The organism is Brevibacterium renqingii (assembly GCF_017808095.1).
Lineage (GTDB): Bacteria > Actinomycetota > Actinomycetes > Actinomycetales > Brevibacteriaceae > Brevibacterium > Brevibacterium renqingii.
This window is the reverse complement of sequence record NZ_JADBHG010000002.1, coordinates 251,437-266,538: the sequence shown is the minus strand read 5'-3', so window position 1 is coordinate 266,538 and position 15,102 is coordinate 251,437. Positions and strand designations below refer to the sequence as shown.

14 protein-coding genes are annotated in these 15,102 nt (G+C 68.0%); 7 read left to right on the top strand and 7 right to left on the bottom strand.

The features are described from left to right. Positions 1–228: 228 nt before the first annotated feature. The gene (locus IIE29_RS06275; protein ID WP_209324378.1) at positions 229–1,788 is read right to left on the bottom strand and encodes an aminotransferase class I/II-fold pyridoxal phosphate-dependent enzyme; all 1,560 of its coding nucleotides are present in this window, start codon (positions 1,786–1,788) and stop codon (positions 229–231) included. A 91-nt stretch (positions 1,789–1,879) separates the two neighbouring features. On the opposite strand from IIE29_RS06275, the gene IIE29_RS06270 reads away from it, so the two are divergent. Beyond that, positions 1,880–2,881 (top strand): LysR family transcriptional regulator, encoded by a 1,002-nt coding sequence (locus tag IIE29_RS06270; protein WP_209324377.1) that lies wholly within the window; start codon positions 1,880–1,882, stop codon positions 2,879–2,881. A gap of 103 nt (positions 2,882–2,984) precedes the next feature. Here IIE29_RS06270 and IIE29_RS06265 read toward each other — a convergent pair whose 3' ends face one another. From IIE29_RS06265 to IIE29_RS06240, 6 genes are all read right to left on the bottom strand, one after another. After that, complete coding sequence (locus IIE29_RS06265) at positions 2,985–4,370, bottom strand: tripartite tricarboxylate transporter permease (protein ID WP_343071816.1); 1,386 nt, start codon at positions 4,368–4,370, stop codon at positions 2,985–2,987. Beyond that, entirely contained in the window at positions 4,367–4,789 is a 423-nt protein-coding gene (locus IIE29_RS06260; protein ID WP_209324376.1) for a hypothetical protein, read from the bottom strand. Before IIE29_RS06260 ends, IIE29_RS06265 begins: the two co-directional genes overlap by 4 nt. A 113-nt stretch (positions 4,790–4,902) precedes the next feature. Then, positions 4,903–5,856 carry a hydroxymethylglutaryl-CoA lyase gene (locus tag IIE29_RS06255; protein WP_209324375.1) on the bottom strand — a complete coding sequence of 318 codons (954 nt, stop codon included), beginning with the start codon at positions 5,854–5,856 and terminating at the stop codon, positions 4,903–4,905. Further along, positions 5,853–7,166, bottom strand: a complete 1,314-nt coding sequence (locus tag IIE29_RS06250; protein WP_343071815.1) for a hydroxymethylglutaryl-CoA reductase, degradative — start codon at positions 7,164–7,166, stop codon at positions 5,853–5,855. The genes IIE29_RS06255 and IIE29_RS06250 overlap by 4 nt, the downstream gene beginning before the upstream one ends. A 156-nt stretch (positions 7,167–7,322) precedes the next feature. After that, positions 7,323–9,221, bottom strand: a complete 1,899-nt coding sequence (locus IIE29_RS06245) for a helix-turn-helix domain-containing protein (RefSeq protein ID WP_209324373.1) — start codon at positions 9,219–9,221, stop codon at positions 7,323–7,325. 34 nt (positions 9,222–9,255) lie between these two features. Then, complete coding sequence (locus IIE29_RS06240; protein WP_209324372.1) at positions 9,256–10,530, bottom strand: pyridoxal phosphate-dependent aminotransferase; 1,275 nt, start codon at positions 10,528–10,530, stop codon at positions 9,256–9,258. 323 nt (positions 10,531–10,853) lie between these two features. Between IIE29_RS06240 and IIE29_RS06235 the strand changes: the two genes are divergently transcribed. The 6 genes from IIE29_RS06235 (at position 10,854) to IIE29_RS06210 (ending at position 15,100) form a co-directional block, all read left to right on the top strand. Then, positions 10,854–11,099: a hypothetical protein gene (locus IIE29_RS06235; protein ID WP_209324371.1), complete on the top strand. Its 246-nt coding sequence runs from the start codon at positions 10,854–10,856 to the stop codon at positions 11,097–11,099. Between the two features lie 52 nt (positions 11,100–11,151). Continuing rightward, positions 11,152–11,802 carry a TetR/AcrR family transcriptional regulator gene (locus IIE29_RS06230; RefSeq protein WP_209324370.1) on the top strand — a complete coding sequence of 217 codons (651 nt, stop codon included), beginning with the start codon at positions 11,152–11,154 and terminating at the stop codon, positions 11,800–11,802. 56 nt (positions 11,803–11,858) lie between these two features. Continuing rightward, positions 11,859–12,641: an ABC transporter ATP-binding protein gene (locus tag IIE29_RS06225; protein ID WP_209324369.1), complete on the top strand. Its 783-nt coding sequence runs from the start codon at positions 11,859–11,861 to the stop codon at positions 12,639–12,641. Continuing rightward, positions 12,638–13,372 carry an ABC transporter permease gene (locus IIE29_RS06220; RefSeq protein ID WP_209324368.1) on the top strand — a complete coding sequence of 245 codons (735 nt, stop codon included), beginning with the start codon at positions 12,638–12,640 and terminating at the stop codon, positions 13,370–13,372. The genes IIE29_RS06225 and IIE29_RS06220 overlap by 4 nt, the downstream gene beginning before the upstream one ends. 226 nt (positions 13,373–13,598) lie before the next feature. Continuing rightward, positions 13,599–14,249 (top strand): nucleotidyltransferase family protein, encoded by a 651-nt coding sequence (locus IIE29_RS06215; RefSeq protein ID WP_209324367.1) that lies wholly within the window; start codon positions 13,599–13,601, stop codon positions 14,247–14,249. Further along, positions 14,246–15,100 carry an SDR family oxidoreductase gene (locus tag IIE29_RS06210; RefSeq protein ID WP_209324366.1) on the top strand — a complete coding sequence of 285 codons (855 nt, stop codon included), beginning with the start codon at positions 14,246–14,248 and terminating at the stop codon, positions 15,098–15,100. Before IIE29_RS06215 ends, IIE29_RS06210 begins: the two co-directional genes overlap by 4 nt. Positions 15,101–15,102 lie beyond the last annotated feature (2 nt).

Here is a 15,102-nt window from a genome sequence, read left to right as displayed (position 1 = left end):
CGCGAATCATCCTTACGTGATCGCTGAGGCATGTCAATAAGATTCGTGAGCCAGATCACAGAAACGAGTATGACAGACGTACGGACGTTCGGCGGGGGAGAAATGAGATTCCCAGGAAGCGACGAGGCCGTCGTTCCCAGTGGGGACAACGGCCTGCGCGGGTGATGGCGGAGTGGATTCTGGGTGGGCGAGCAGTGTGATCAGCGGTGGATCGGCATGGCAGCAGCCTCAGAATTTGGTTACTCGAAAGTATCCTAATTCGGGATCGCTGCTGCCGCGGACATGTCCCGAAGGGCTGGCGGCCACGGCTCGGAGGAAGGCGACGGTCTCCGCGGTGATCTCCTCGCCGGGAAGGACGTTCGGAATGCCGGGCGGGTAAGCGGCCAGCGAGCTCACGCTCACTCGGCCGACCGCCTCGGCGGCGGTGACGAGTTCGGATTCGGCGAAGTAGGCCGCACGAGGCGTCATCGCCAATCGGCCCGCGGTGGGCAGCGGCGGGAGTCCGCCGGCGGCGTTCGCAGGCTGAGCGGCTTCGGCATCGGCGTGCGCAGCGGTTTCGAGGCGGAGTGTCTCCAGGGCGTCGATGAGCCGCTCGATGTCCGGGGACTTGCCGATCCCGATGAGGGCGACGAGCGTGGTGGCCGTCGACATCTCGGGGAAGATGTCGAATTCCTCGGCCAGACGTTTGCGCACCGTGTGGCCGTCGAGGCCCGTGGCGGTGATGTCGATGGGCAGGCGGAACGGGTCGATGTCGACGACATCGGCGTGGCCGAGGAACTCGCCGGACAGCAGGTGGTAGCGCTCGGTCGCCTCGAGCTGGGCTCGCACGTGGCGGATGTTCTCCAGTGACTGCGTGATCGCCTCGCCGGAGGTCATGAGTTCGCGTCGGGCGACGTCGATCGAGGCCAGCAGGTGAGCGTTCTCGCTGGTCGAGGCCGTCATCATGAAGGCCTGGGCGAGTGCCGGTTCGAGCCGATCGGCGAGTTCGGTGTCGCCTAAGTGGAGCAGTGCGGACTGGGTGAGCGAGCCCGCGAGCTTGTGCGTGCTCATGATGACGATATCTGCTCCCTGCGTCACCGGGGATGCGGGCAGGTCGGGGTGGAAGCCGAAGTGGGCGCCCCAGGCGGCGTCGACGATCAGCACCGCACCGGCGGCATGGGCCACCTCGGCGAGGGCTGCGACATCGGCCACGGCGCCGAAGTAGCTCGGGGTCACGAGGTAGACGGCGGTGACGGGCTCCGGATGGCTCCGAATGGCCTGTCGCAGCGCATCGGGGGTGACGCCGTGGGCGATTCCGTTGACCTCGTCGACGTTCGGGAAGACGAAGCCGGGGTTGAGTCCGGCCAGCACGATGCCGTCGATGAAGCTCGAATGGGCGCTGCGCTGGGCCACGACGCCGGTGCCGAGGGCGCCGATGGCCAGGGCCGCCATGCGATTGCCCTGTGAGGAGCCGTTGGTGAGGAACCAGGTGCGCCGGGCACCCCAGGCCTCGGCGGCCAGCTGGAGGGCTTCGTCCTTCGGGGTGTGTGAGCCGAGGTCGATGCCGTCGAAGAGCGGGGGGATGTCCAGGGAGAGGGTGTGTTCGCCGAAGTATTCGGCCTGACCAGCGGAGATGCCTTCGCTCGTGCCTCCGTGTCCGGGGGTGGACAGGAACAGGGAGTCGCGGTGGGCCGCGTGTGCCAGCGCCTCGGCATAGGGCGCGCGGGTCTGCGCCTCAGTGGGATGCGTCGAGGGTCCTGCGGGGGAGTGCGGGGCCGGGGTCATGGGGGAGTCCTGGTGCACGGTCATATTCCCAGGCTAGGGAGAAGAGCAGGGCGAGGAGAATACCAAGTTTCCTCGATTGCTCTATAGTCAGTATTGAACTGGAGAGGGGAGAGCAATGGAACCTCTGGATACTCGCGGCCTCACCGCTCTGCGTGCCGTCGCCGAGGCCGGATCCGTGGCCGGGGCGGCCGCGAAGCTGCAGTGGAGCCAGCCGACCGTCAATCATCACCTGCGCAGCCTCGAACGCGCGCTCGGTGCCACACTCCTCGACCGCACTCCGCGCGGTTCGCATCCGACGACCGTGGGCAGCCTCGTGGTCTCGCGAGCCGGCGAGATCCTCGGGCTGTGCGACCGCCTCGGCGCGGAGGTGGCGCTGTGGCGCGAGTCCCAGGCGGTGCCGGTCAGGATCGGCGCGGTGCCCACGGTCGGCGCCCGCGTCATTCCGCGCCTGCACGACCAGCTGCAGCACCGTCCCCGTTGGCTTACCCGCGACGAGGCGGTCGCAGGTGAGCGGACCGAGATGCTCACCGCGGCCCTCGACGTGACGATGGACGAGCATGCGAAGCTCGTCTCCCGGCTCGAGTCCGGCCACCTCGACCTCGCGCTGCTCGTGTCGACCGATATCGACAGGACCTGGATCCCGACCACGCTGAGCTCGGCGCACCTGTACTCCGAACGGCTGTTCCTGTGCGTGCCGAAGTCCATCGGACCGATCGCCGTCGATGACCACGGCCTGCCCGACCTCACCGTGCTCGTGTCCCAGACCTGGGCTTTCAGCATCGATCCCGGCGACGCCATCGACGAAGTGGTCCGGTCCTTCTGCCTCGCTGCCGGCTTCGAGCCGCGAGTGGGGATGCGGATGGACGACTACGCGGCCATCAACCGGATGATCTCGGCCGGTCTGGCGGTCGCGATGATCCCCGAGTCCTCCCTGTCGGCCGATCCGGACATCGAGGTCATTCCGATGCCCCTGAGCGCCTGCCGCCGGGACGTGCTGCTCGTCTCGCGGTCCAAGCAGAAGGGGAGGACCCGGCACGATCCGATCGCCGATGCCCACGATTCCGCCATCGCCGAGGTGGTCGCTGACGTCCGCACGGTCACCCGGAGATGGCGGTGAGCCGGTGAAAGCCGCGTCTGTGGTCACTCCGCCGAGGCGAAACAGCCGAAACGGGCGCGTGGCCTCGGCGGAGTGACCACAAACGGAGGTCGAGCGCCGCGGCTCAGAGGGCCAGCAGCGCGGGCACGGTGAGCACTGCGACGTAGTAGCCCATGAATTGGACGCCGGCGTGCATGCCGATCATCCGGTTGAACAGACCGCCGACGAGGCCGACGGTGATGGTCACGCCCAGGGCCAGCAGCCCGCCCTCGTAGAGGCAGATGACGCAGATAAGGGCCGCGAATCCGGTGATGATCGCCTCATGGGAGACCGATCGCATGACCCACGTCGCGGCCCGGTGGGCGTTGGTCATCACGAACGGATAGGCGATCACGATGGCGATGACGGCCGCGATGACGGAGAAGAGCGCGAACTGACCGGTCGAGAGGAGATCGTGCAGATTGCTGCTCGTCCCAGATTCCGTATCGAGCGTGTAGACCGGCGGAGCGTTGAACAGCGGTGCGGCCGGACCTGCTGCCATCGGGGACAGCGGCAGGCCGATCGCGATGAGGGGGATCAGCGTCTCCGCGATATAGGTCGACTCCGTGGTGCCGTTGCGCACGGTGATGACCGTCGTCAGACGGTGGTAGCCGTTCTTGATCCGGCTTCCGGCGATCTCGCCCATGAGCACGGCCATGGCCACGGGGGAGAAGACGAAGGTCGCGCTCGTGATGGCCGCCGAGCCGCTGGTGTAGGCCAGCTGCTTGCCGTCCAAGACCTTGAAGGGGTTCGGCAGCCGTCCGCTGCCCGCTGGTCGCACATCCGGGGCGAGGGCGAACTCCCGCTTGCCCGACTGTGCCATTGCTCGCCGGCCGACCGGGGACAGGGCGGCGAAGAGGTCGAAGATGAGCGGGCCGGTGGCGATGCCGAGGAAGAAGGAGGTTGTGAAGGTGGCCTCCTTCTGCTCCATGATGAAGGCCTGGAGGCCGACGATGAGCAGCACGAAGGGGATGAGGGCGGCGACCGCGGCGAGCCTGCCCTTCGAGGTGTAGGCGACGAGGACGGCGGCGGCGATGAAGATCCAGGGAGCGGCCGCGCCGATGGCCTCGGCGAAGGGGGTGAGCACGAGGGCGAAGAGGATCGACAGCGGGATCGCGATGACGACGGAGACCACCCCGCCGGAGATCGCCTTCTGCAGCGCGATGTGGGGAATGCCCAGGGAGCGCAGCAGCTGCGCCTCGCGCAGCATCGGCACCGCCGTGGTGTCCCCGGGGATGCCGAGCAGCGTGGTGGGCACGGCGTGGGAGATGTGCTTGGAGATGATCGCGGCGAGGAAGAAGGCGATGACTCCGGCCGGAGGGACGCCGATGAGGATGACCAGCAGCGCCAGGGGTGCGACGATCGCCGTCTCATCGGTGCCGGAGATCAGGCCGATGCCGGTGAAGAGCACCGCGGCCAGCAGCGCCATCCCGACCGCCCAGAGGATGGGTTCGAGGAGCTCTGCGCTCACTGCCGGCCGTCCTTCCCACGCTGATGCGCCTCATAGTTGTCGACGAGGGCCTCGAACAGGCCGAGAGCGCGGATCTCCGCCTGCGCCCGGGGGCCCAGCTCGCGCGGATCGCCGAGCTCTCCGTACTCCTCGACGATCTCGTCGATGACCTCCTGGCGGCTGCGCGTATCGGCGGCCGAGGTCGTGATCACACGTTTGGGTTTGAAGAGGACGCCTGCGATGACGGCGCCGAGGACGCAGCCGACGATGCCGATGAGCAGAGCGTAGGAATGGGACAGCGCCTCGTCGCCGCCGGAGGCGCTGAAGAGATGATCGGAGATGAGGAACGCCGGGACGGCGATTCCGACGCCGATGGCGATCCCGCCGGTCAGGTGCTTGGGATCGACGGTGTCGTTCCACACTTCGAGGAGTTGCGGCATCGTTGCCTGCCTTCTTATGGGTCGCGGGCGGTCAGGGACGGTTCGGTGCGGCCGGCTGCCGTCAGCTGCAGGCTGCAGCTGACGGCCGTCAGCCGGCGGCGGGCAGCAGGCTGTCAGCGGCGGGCAGCAGGCTGCCGGCCGAGGACGGCGGCGGGGGTCGCCGATGAGAGCTCTCGGCCGAGCTGCTCGCTCAGCCACCGGCTCGTCGCGGCCACCGCGTCGATGTCGACCCCTGTGGAGATTCCCAGGCCGTCGAGCATCCACAGGAGGTCTTCGGTGGCCAGGTTACCGGTCGCGCTGCCGGCGAACGGACATCCTCCGACCCCGCCCGCAGAGGAGTCGAACTGCCGCACTCCGAGCTGGAGCGCGGCGTAGACATTCGCCAGCGCCTGGCCGAACGTGTTGTGGGTGTGCAGGGCGATCGCCTCGATCGGGACCCCGGCGCGGACCGATGTCTCCAGAACGAGGCTGACATGTCCGGGAGTGGCGGTGCCGATGGTGTCGCCCAGCGAGACGCTCGTGCAGCCGGCATCGAGGAGGTCGCGAGCGGCGGCTGCGACACGTTCCGGTTCGACCGCACCTTCCCAGGGGTCGCCGAAGACCATCGACAGATAGCCGCGCACACGCAGGCCCGCTGCCGCGGCCGTCCGTGCGGTCTCGAGGCCGCGCTCGGTGGTCTCGCTCAGGCAGCCGCCGAGGTTGGCCTGCGAGAACGATTCCGTGACGCTGATGAATACGGAGACATCGACCGCGCCGGCGGCCACGGCGTCCTTCAGCCCCCGCTGGTTGGGAACGAGGACGGGGTAGGCGGCCTCGGCGCTTAGGTCGAGCCCGGCGAGGACGGATCTCGTATCGGCCATCTGGGGGACCGCTCGAGTCGACACGAAGCTGCCGGCCTCGATGCAGGTCAGCCCCGCCTCGGCGAGGCGGCGGATGAGTTCGAGGCGCACGGACACCGGAAGCGTGCGCGATTCGGCCTGCAGTCCGTCGCGGGCGCTGACCTCGCAGATGCTGACGCGGGAGGGCAGGTCCGGCTGCGGGACCCGCTGCGGCAGGACGGCGGTCACCGGGCACCGCCGGAGCGGAGTTCGGTGAGCAGCGCTTGGACGCGGTCGAATCGGAAGGTCTTCTCCTCGATCAGCCTGGCGACGATGATCGCACTTTCGTCTGCGGTGGCTCCGGCGGAGGCGGCGAGGTTCTTCGCGTGCAGGGACATGTGCCCGCGCTGCACGCCCTCGGTGGCCAGCACCCGCAGGGCCGCGAGGTTCTGGGCCAGGCCGGTGGCGACGATGATCTCGGCGAGCTCCTGCGCGGTGGAGACCTCGGCGATCTGCAGGGCCGCGCGTGCGGCGGGGTGGACCTTCGTGGCCCCGCCGACGAGGCCGACCGGCATCGGCATCTCGAGGGTGCCGACGAGGTCGCCGGCGGCGTTCTTCTCGAACCTCGACAGGCAGGTGTAGCGTCCGTCGACCACAGCGTGGGAATGAGCGCCGGCCTCGACGGCGCGGGTGTCGTTGCCGGTGGCCAGGACGACGGCCGAGACCCCGTTCATGATGCCCTTGTTGTGAGTGGCCGCTCGGTAGGGGTCGGCGGCGGCGAGTTCGAAGGCGTGGAGGATGTTGTCGATGACCTCCTCACCGCCGAGCAGCTCGCGGTCGAAGACGGCCCGGGCCCGTGCGAGACGACGGTCGGCCTTGTTCGTCAGTATCCGCAGAAGCGCCTCTCCCTCGGCGATGGCGGCCACGGTGTCGGACACGGCCTCGGCCATCGTGTTCACCGCGTTCGCTCCCATCGCATCGCGGACGTCGACGAGGAGGTGGACGAGTAAGTAGGTCTCCGATCGGGCCTCGACGAGGCGGACCTCGAGTCCGGTGACACCGCCGCCGACCTCGACGAGCTTGGGGTCCTGCGCGTTGGCGAGGTCGATGATCTCGGCCTGTCGTTCGAGGATCCGGGTGCGTGCGGCATGGGGGTCGGCGACGTTGATCAGCTGGATCTGGGCCTGCATGACCGGGCGGGTCGAGCTGGTGGAGAAACCGCCCTGCGGGCGCGCCATCCGGGCGGCATTGCTCGCGGCGGCGATGACCGAGGCCTCTTCGGTCGCCATGGGCACGAGCACATCGGTGCCGTTGATCGTGAAGTTCGTGGCTGTGCCGAGGGGAAGGGAGAACACTCCGATGACGTTCTCGCTGAGGTCGGCGGCCGCTTCCGGGGCGAAGGCGGTGGCATCCATCTGCGCGAAGGACTCGGCCTCGAGCTCGGTCGCATCCGCTATGGCCGCTCTGCGTTCGTCGACCGTCATGTTCCGGAAGCCGGCGATGCGGCTGTTCTCTGCCATCGTGTGTCTCCACTCGGTTCGTCGTCGACCGACAGCCACCGTCGATCGGGGATCCTTCGCGAGAGATCAGTCAACCATGGAGATATCGACTCCACCATGTCCGTTCGGGACATGATGGGCGCGAAATCATGGCTGTTTCGGCCAAACGACCACGGTGGCAGTTCCGATGAGAGGGCTACAGAGTCTGCCGGAGGATCAGGAAGACTGCTTCAGCCGGTCCAGGCGAAGCGCGACCTGAAGCCGAAAGGCGTGTTCCGGGGCTCTCCATCCGTCGCCGAGGACGCGGTCGGCTCTTTCCAGCCGCTGTTTGACGGTGTTGACGTGCACGGCCATGCGGTCCGCCGTGCCTCGGATGCTCGCACCGGAGTCGAAGTACTCCCGCAGCGTGGCCAGGAGTTCGGCGGAGTGCTGATGATCCCACTCACGCAGGGGGCCGAGCATGCGGTCCATGAACCTCTCCACCTGTTCCGGAGCGGTGCCGAACATCGCGGTGTAGGGGGCGAAGTCCTCGGCCGGGTGGAATCCCTCGTCGACGCCGAGGGAGTTGAGGATGCGGATGCACGACCACATCTCGTCCTCGACGCGGCGCAGCTGGGCCCGCTCGCAGTCGGTGCCGGAGATGACCGCAAGGGCACCGGCGAGGGCATCGGACTCGGCGAACAGTGCGTCCAGAGTCGGCCTTTCGCGCAGCACCGAGCTCGGGATGAGGGCGGTGAGCCCGGGCGAGCGCTGAGTCAGCAGAATCCGCGGTTCGATGCGGGCCAGACGTGGCCCGATGCTGTCATCGATGTCGGCACCGCCCTGAATCGTCATCAGCCGCCAGGGGCCGAGGAGGCTGAAGCCGCCGGCCCGAGAGCGAGCCTCGAGCTCATCCAGGTCGCGGGTGCCGGCGATGATGTCGACGGCGAGTTCCCCGCGGACACGGTTCTCCGCATCGGCGCGGGCCTGTTCGTTCATGCGGATGAGAGCGAGGGATTGCGCCGCCTGGGCCACGATGTTCGCGTCCCCGTTCGCCGGTTCGCCATGGAAGCGGACGAACAGTCCGCTGTGCTGACGGCGGTGGGAGGCCACCGAGGCGACGAGCAGGTTCCCCGCATCGGCGACCTGCGCGCTCCGCCCGGTCTCTCGGCTGCGACTCAGTGCCGAGACGATATCGGCTCGGTCGACCGTGAGGCCGGTGAAGAAGCGCTCCTCGGCGGGAAAGTCGGGGGAGCCGAGGCGCTCGCTGTCGACGACGAGCACCTCGGCGTCGAGCATCTGCGAGATGGTGTCCTTGACCGCCGGGACGCCCTGGCCCTGCAGGACGAGCTGGGTCAGGTGCTCTTCGACCTCGACGAGCCGCTGGAGCGTGCTCGCCTGAGCGGCGGCCGATTCCTCGGCGTCCGCGGACGCCCGGGCAGCCTCGGCGAGCTCTCCCATCAGCCGTGCCGTCTTGAGTACGACGGAGGCATGGTCGGCCAGTGCCGAGAGCAGAGTGATCTCGTCGGTCGTGAAGTCATGCGCATAGCGGTTGGCGGCGAAGAGGGCGCCGAGGACCTCACCGTCGACGACCATCGGGACACCGAGGAGGGACTCCATGCGCTCGGCTCTGACGGCCGAGTCGACCCGACGTTCGTGCGGCAGAGACGTCAGATCGTAGTTCGAGGTCCAGTGTGCGGCGCGGTCGCGCACCACCTGACCGGCCAGGCCGATGCCGGGCGGGACCCGCAGTTTTTTGAGAGTGCTCGAGATCGCGCCCTGACTGGCCTGGACCCGCAGATCATCGGTGTCCGGATAGTACTGGGAGAGATAGGCGATATCGCATCCGATGAGCGCGCGGGCGCGATCGACGAGCTTCTGCAGCAGCTTCTTCGTGTCCCGCACGCGGATGAGTTCGGAGGCGCTTTCGAGCAGCGCGGAGCGCTCACGGTCCTTCTGCTTCCACCGGGCCATCGTCGCCTGGAGGTCGACGAAGGAGTCGACGAGGTCCGGATGCGCGCCGAGGCGGTGCGTCAGGCCCGCGCGGTCGAGGTCGATTCCGCGGGAGAGCGCGCCGACGATCTCGGTCACGGCGGCCTCCGGCACACCCTTCACTCCACTGTCGACCTCTGCCATGGCTCCAGTGTCTCAGGGACCGGGCGGGGCCGGCTCACCCGGCCGCACCTCGCGCTTCCTCCTCGCGCACGATGGGAAGCTCGCAGGTGGATTTCGCGACCTGCCTGTAACCGGAGAGGAACGTGTCGAGCCGTTCGATCGCTTCGGTCAGCACCTCGACCGAGGGCAGGGTGACGAGGCGGAAGTGATCGGGGTTGGGCCAGTTGAAGGCCGTGCCGTGGGAGATGAGGATCTTCTGCTCGCGCAGCAGATCGAGGGCGAACTGCTCGTCGTCGGTGATGCCGAACCTCTCGACGTCGAGCTTCGCGAACATGTACAGGGCGCCGTCGGCGCGATGGGCCGAGACTCCGTCGATCGAGTTGAGTCCCTCATGCGCGACCTGCATCTGTGCGCCGAGGCGCCCGGTCGGCAGGACGAGGTCCTCGATCGACTGCTTCCCGCCCAGGGCCGCCTGGATCGCGTGCTGAGCCGGGACGTTCGAGCACATGCGCATGTTCGCGAGCAGCTTGATCCCCTCGAGGTAGCTGTGCGCCTCGGGCAGGGGCCCGGTGATCGCGAGCCAGCCGGAGCGGTAGCCGGCGATGCGGTAGGCCTTCGACAGGCCCGAGAAGGTCAGGCACAGCACGTCGTCACCGGTCAGGGTCGCCATGTTGACCAGCTCGACGCCGTTGTAGGTGATCTTCTCGTAGATCTCGTCGGCGAAGACGATGAGGCCGTGGCGACGGGCGATGTCGGCGATCGCCTGCAGCGTCTCCTTCGAGTACACCGCGCCCGTGGGGTTGTTCGGGTTGATGACGACGATGCCGCGCGTGCGTTCGGTGATGCGCGATTCGAGGTCGTCCAGATCCGGCTGCCAGGCGTCCTCCTCGGCGCAGCGGTAGTGGACCGGGGTGCCGCCGGACAGCGCCACCGAGGCGGTCCACAGCGGATAGTCGGGCCCGGGCACGAGGATCTCGTCGCCCGGATTGCACAGGGCCTGCAGGCTCAAGGTGATGAGTTCGCTGACGCCGTTTCCGAGGAAGACCTCCTCGGTGCCGAGATTGTGGATGCCCCGGGTCTCGTAGTACTGGACGACCGCGCGGCGGGCCGAGAGGATTCCGCGCGAATCCGAATAGCCCTGCGTCACCGGCAGATGCTGGACCATGTCCTGGACGATCGCCTCGGGCGCTTCGAAGCCGAACGGGGCGGGGTTGCCGATGTTGAGCTTGAGGATCGTGTGTCCGGCTGCCTCCATCGCCTGGGCCTCTTCGAGGACGGGGCCCCGGATGTCGTAGAGGACATTGGCCAACTTCGACGACTGCCTGAACATGTGAATCGTGGAACCTTTCTTCGCGACGTCTGCTGTCTCCACGCTAAGACCCTCGCCCAGGAGGCCGAGACCGGACAGAGGCGCGTTTTGCGAACCTTTGATCCCGGCGGCGGATCGTTGTGCATACCTTTCAGGGTCCGGGGCGCGCTCATCGCGAGCGCCGGACGGGAATGGACAACGACTACAATGCACGTAAGTGTTCGATGCCAGGAAGCGACCGAGGGCTTCGGACGGTGAGCACACGACCGATCTCCTCGGGCCGGCGTCCGGGCAGCCTCTCGGCGGAGCGCCGCTGTCACGAAGGGAGTGCAGGAATGGGTCGGATGGATGAGCTGCGCGACAAGGCGCAGAAGGTCAACGAGCGTCTCGACGAATTCGCGGCGAAGGCCAGCGGGCCCGATGTCGCCTACGGAGCCACGCCGGGCTATACGGCCGAGGACACCGAAGCCGACGCCAGGGAAGCCGCCGACAGCGAAGGCGTGACTCTCTACCGCAACGCCGACGGAACCCACGAGGCCGTAGACGAGTCGAACCTCCCCGATCCCGACGAGGCCGAGCCCGACAGCTGAGGAGTCCGAGCACAGCCGCCGCCTGTGCGGCCGTCCGACTAAGCTGAGGCGCATGGTCGAGTCAGCATCCGCACCCCGTCGGCGGGGGCGTCCGCGCAAGGCGGGCAGCGGCGACGCCCGCGCGGCGATCGCCGAGGCCGCATCGGCCGAGTTCGCACAGAAGGGGTATGACGCGGCTTCGATCCGCGCAATCGCCCGCCGCGCAGAGGTCGATGCCGCACTCGTGCACCATTACTTCGACTCCAAGGCGGGGCTGTTCGCCGAGGTGATCCGGTTGCCCGTGCGCCCCGATCGCATCGTCAGATCGGCCTTCGAGGTTCCCGACGAGCGCCTCGGCGAATCGCTCGTGCGCACAGTGCTCATGGCCTGGGAGCGCACGACGGTGAAGTCGATCGGGGTGACCGTTCTCCGGTCGGCGGTGAGCGATTCGGACGCCGGCCGTCTGATCCGGCAGTATCTGCTGCGCGAACTCAAGGGCGCGATCAGAGGACGGGTCGAGAGGACCGGTGTCGAGCGCGCCGAGGCGGATCTGCGGGCCACCCTCGTGCTCACCCAGATGGCCGGTGCGCTCATCATCCGCCATGTCCTCGAGCTCGAACCCCTCGTCTCGCTGTCGGTCGATGAGCTGACGGCGCGTCTGGCCCCCGCTGTGCAGGGCCACCTCGACGGAGTCAGCCCAGAAGCCGACGACCGTTCGGCATAGCATCCGCACCTCCGCAAGTCTTGACGGGGCCGGCACCCGGGTGTCTAATTCATCATATGATGAATAATGCGATCGTCGCCCGCGGTCTGCGGGTTCGCCGGGGTCGCTCCACCGTCATCGACGGGCTCGACCTCGAGGTGCCGCGGGGCGCGATCATCGGACTCCTGGGACCCAGCGGCAGCGGGAAGACCACGCTGATGCGCGCCGTCGTCGGAGTCCAGATCATCGCAGGCGGAAGTGTCACGGTCTTGGACCGCAAGGCCGGGTCGGCGCCTCTGCGCAGGCGGGTCGGGTACATGACACAGGCGGCCAGCATCTACGAGGACCTCAGCGTCAAGGACAATCTGCGTTACTTCGCGCGAGTCCAGGGTGCGCCGCCGGCCGATGTCGACCGCGTCCTCGAACGCACCGGCCTCGTCGGGCAGGCCGATCGGCTGGCGCGCACGCTCTCGGGCGGGCAGGCCAACCGGGTGTCGCTGGCCGCGGCGATGCTCGGATCGCCCGAGCTGCTCGTCCTCGACGAGCCCACCGTCGGCCTCGACCCCGTGCTGCGCGCCGACCTGTGGGAGATCTTCCGTCGGCTCGCCGACGACGGCACGACGCTGCTGGTGTCGAGCCATGTGATGGACGAGGCCACGCGCTGCGACCGGCTGCTGCTCATGCGCGAGGGCGCGATCATCGCCGACACGACCCCCGACGAGCTGCTGAGAAGCACGGGGACCGCCTCGGCCGAAGAGGCCTTCCTCCGGATCATCGAACGGGATTCGGCCGGCCCTGGCGGCCGCACGAGGACGAAGCCTGCGAGGCATCTGCTCTCGCGGAGGGGAGGCAGACGATGACCCCGATGCGAACGCTGGCCACCGCGGGTCGGGTGCTGCTTCAGATCCGCAGCGACCCGCGCACGATCGCCCTGCTGCTGATCGTGCCCAGCCTGCTCATCGGCCTCGTGGCGTGGATCTTCGACGAGACCGAAGTGTTCGCCGACATCGGGCCGGCGATGCTCGCGCTCTTCCCGTTCATCGTCATGTTCCTCGTCACGAGCATCGCGACCCTGCGCGAACGCCGCAGCGGAACGCTCGAACGTCTGCTGTCGATGCCGTTGGGCCGCGGCGACTTCATCCTCGGATACACCCTGGCGTTCGGTCTCCTGGCCGTAGTGCAGACGGCCGTGGCGGTCGGCTACGCAACTCTGGTGTGCGGTCTCGAGATCGAAGGATCGGTCGGGCTGCTCTTTGTCGTCGCGATCGCCGATGCTCTGCTCGGCACGGCGTTGGGCCTGTTGGCCAGCGCCTTCGCCCGCACTGAGTTCCAGGTCGTGCAGTTCATGCCCGTGTTCGTCTTCCCTCAGATCCTGCTCGGCGGGATCTTCCTCCCGCGCGAGCAGCTGCCCGATGTGCTCGAGGTGGTCGGCGACTGGCTGCCGCTCTCGCACGCGATCGATGCGCTCGCGGCGGTCTCGACCGGAGATGAGGACAATGCCTATATCTGGCTGCGGGTGCTCTTCATCGCCTGTTGGATCGTCGGTGCCGTCATCGTCGGCTCGCTCACTTTGCGGCGTCGGACGCCGTGAGGTTTGGTGGCGTTTGGTCGCCTAAGTCTTCAGCCAGCCGGTCCTATGTGGTCGCCCGTTTGCTGGCCAGATCGCAGTAAAGAGCGTATTAAGCAACGGCCCGCTACGTCGGGAGCGATACGCCCGGAGGCGGCCATCCGGTACCACGAGATCTGACGACGGACCCCGTCCGTCTTTGGTGAGATGTGCAGTGGCGCAGCGGCGACAGGGGTGCCAGTCTGGGCACATGGAGCAGGTGAATGAGGCACCGAGTCTTCTTCTGCTGGCCGCCGGCAGCGGAACTCGGATGGGCGGGCCGAAGGCCCTGTTGCGCCGCACGGACGGCACTGCGCTGCTGACTGACCAGGTCGAGAGGATGCTGACGGCGGCAGCCGCACGAGGACTCGCCTCGGACGTCATCGTCGTGCTCGGCCCGGTGTCGGCGCAGGCGTCCCTTCTGGTGCCCCGCAGCGCACGGATCGTCGAGAACTCAGACCACCGTCAGGGTCTGAGCAGCTCCCTGTGTGCCGGGCTGCGGGCTGTGCCGCACTCGGCCGCTGGTGTCGTCATCTCACTGCTCGACCTGCCCGACGTCCCGGCCGAAGCGCACGGTCGCCTGCTCGATGTGACAGCCCCCGAGACTCTCGCCCGAGCGCAGTGGAACTCGGTTCCCGGTCACCCCGTCGCCCTCGGTCGCGAGCACATCGCCGAAGCGCTCGCCTCCGCCGCCGGGGACGAGGGGCTGCGGGCCATGCTCAGACGCCACTCGGGAAGCGGCGGCGTCACCGGCGTCGAGTGCGCGGACCTGCTGCCGCCGGGTAGCGATGGGCTGGTCGACGTCGACACCCCGGAAGCCGCAGCCCAATTCGGATTGCACTTGGAAGGAACCCACTCATGACCCAGATCCCATCGAACAGAGCAGCCGAAGCGCGAAGGGTCGCCATCGTCTCCGGCACCGGGAAGACCGGGCGTGCAATCGGAGACGCAGTGGGTGCCGCAGGCCATGTACCGGTCCCTCTCGGGCGGAGGGACCTGGCCGATCCCACTGCCGCTCTGCGCGGCTGTCACGCCGCCTACCTCATGGCCCCGAACCTGCACAGCGACGAACTCGGGCTCATCGAGATGCTCCTCGATTCGTCACACAGAGCAGGCATCGAGCGCATCGTCTATCACTCGGTGGCTGCTCCCTACGCCCCCTCGATGCCGCACCACGTCGCGAAGGCCGAGGCCGAGGACCGAGTGCGCAGGAGCTCTCTGCCTTTCACGATCGTCCAACCCTGCGCCTATGTGGAGAACCTCCTGCCCGGACTGCGCGAGGCTCCACCCGCCATCAGTGTCGCCTACAGCGCCGACACTCCCTTCGGGCTCATCGGTCTGCGCGATGTCGCTGAGGCGGCCGCCCGGCTGCTCACGACCGAGGACCACCTCGGCGCGACCCTTGAGCTCGGCGGACCGGAGCTCGTCAGCGTCCGGGACGTCGCTCGGGCCGCGGGAGAGGTCCTCGGCGCCAAGGTGGGCCTCGAGGTGACGAATCCAGCGGCCTGGGCCGCCGCCCAGGAAGCCCACGCCGATTCCGGCATTGACGCCCGTGAACGCGCATGGCTGACGGCGATGTTCGACTACTACGACCGCTACGGACTGCCCTGCGGCAGTGCCGGGATCCCGGCGATCCTCGGGCGCGAGGCCCGCAGCCTCGATGAGGTGCTCGCCGAGGAGCTGCGCACCAGCCTTGGCGAGAGCCTGTTGTGAAC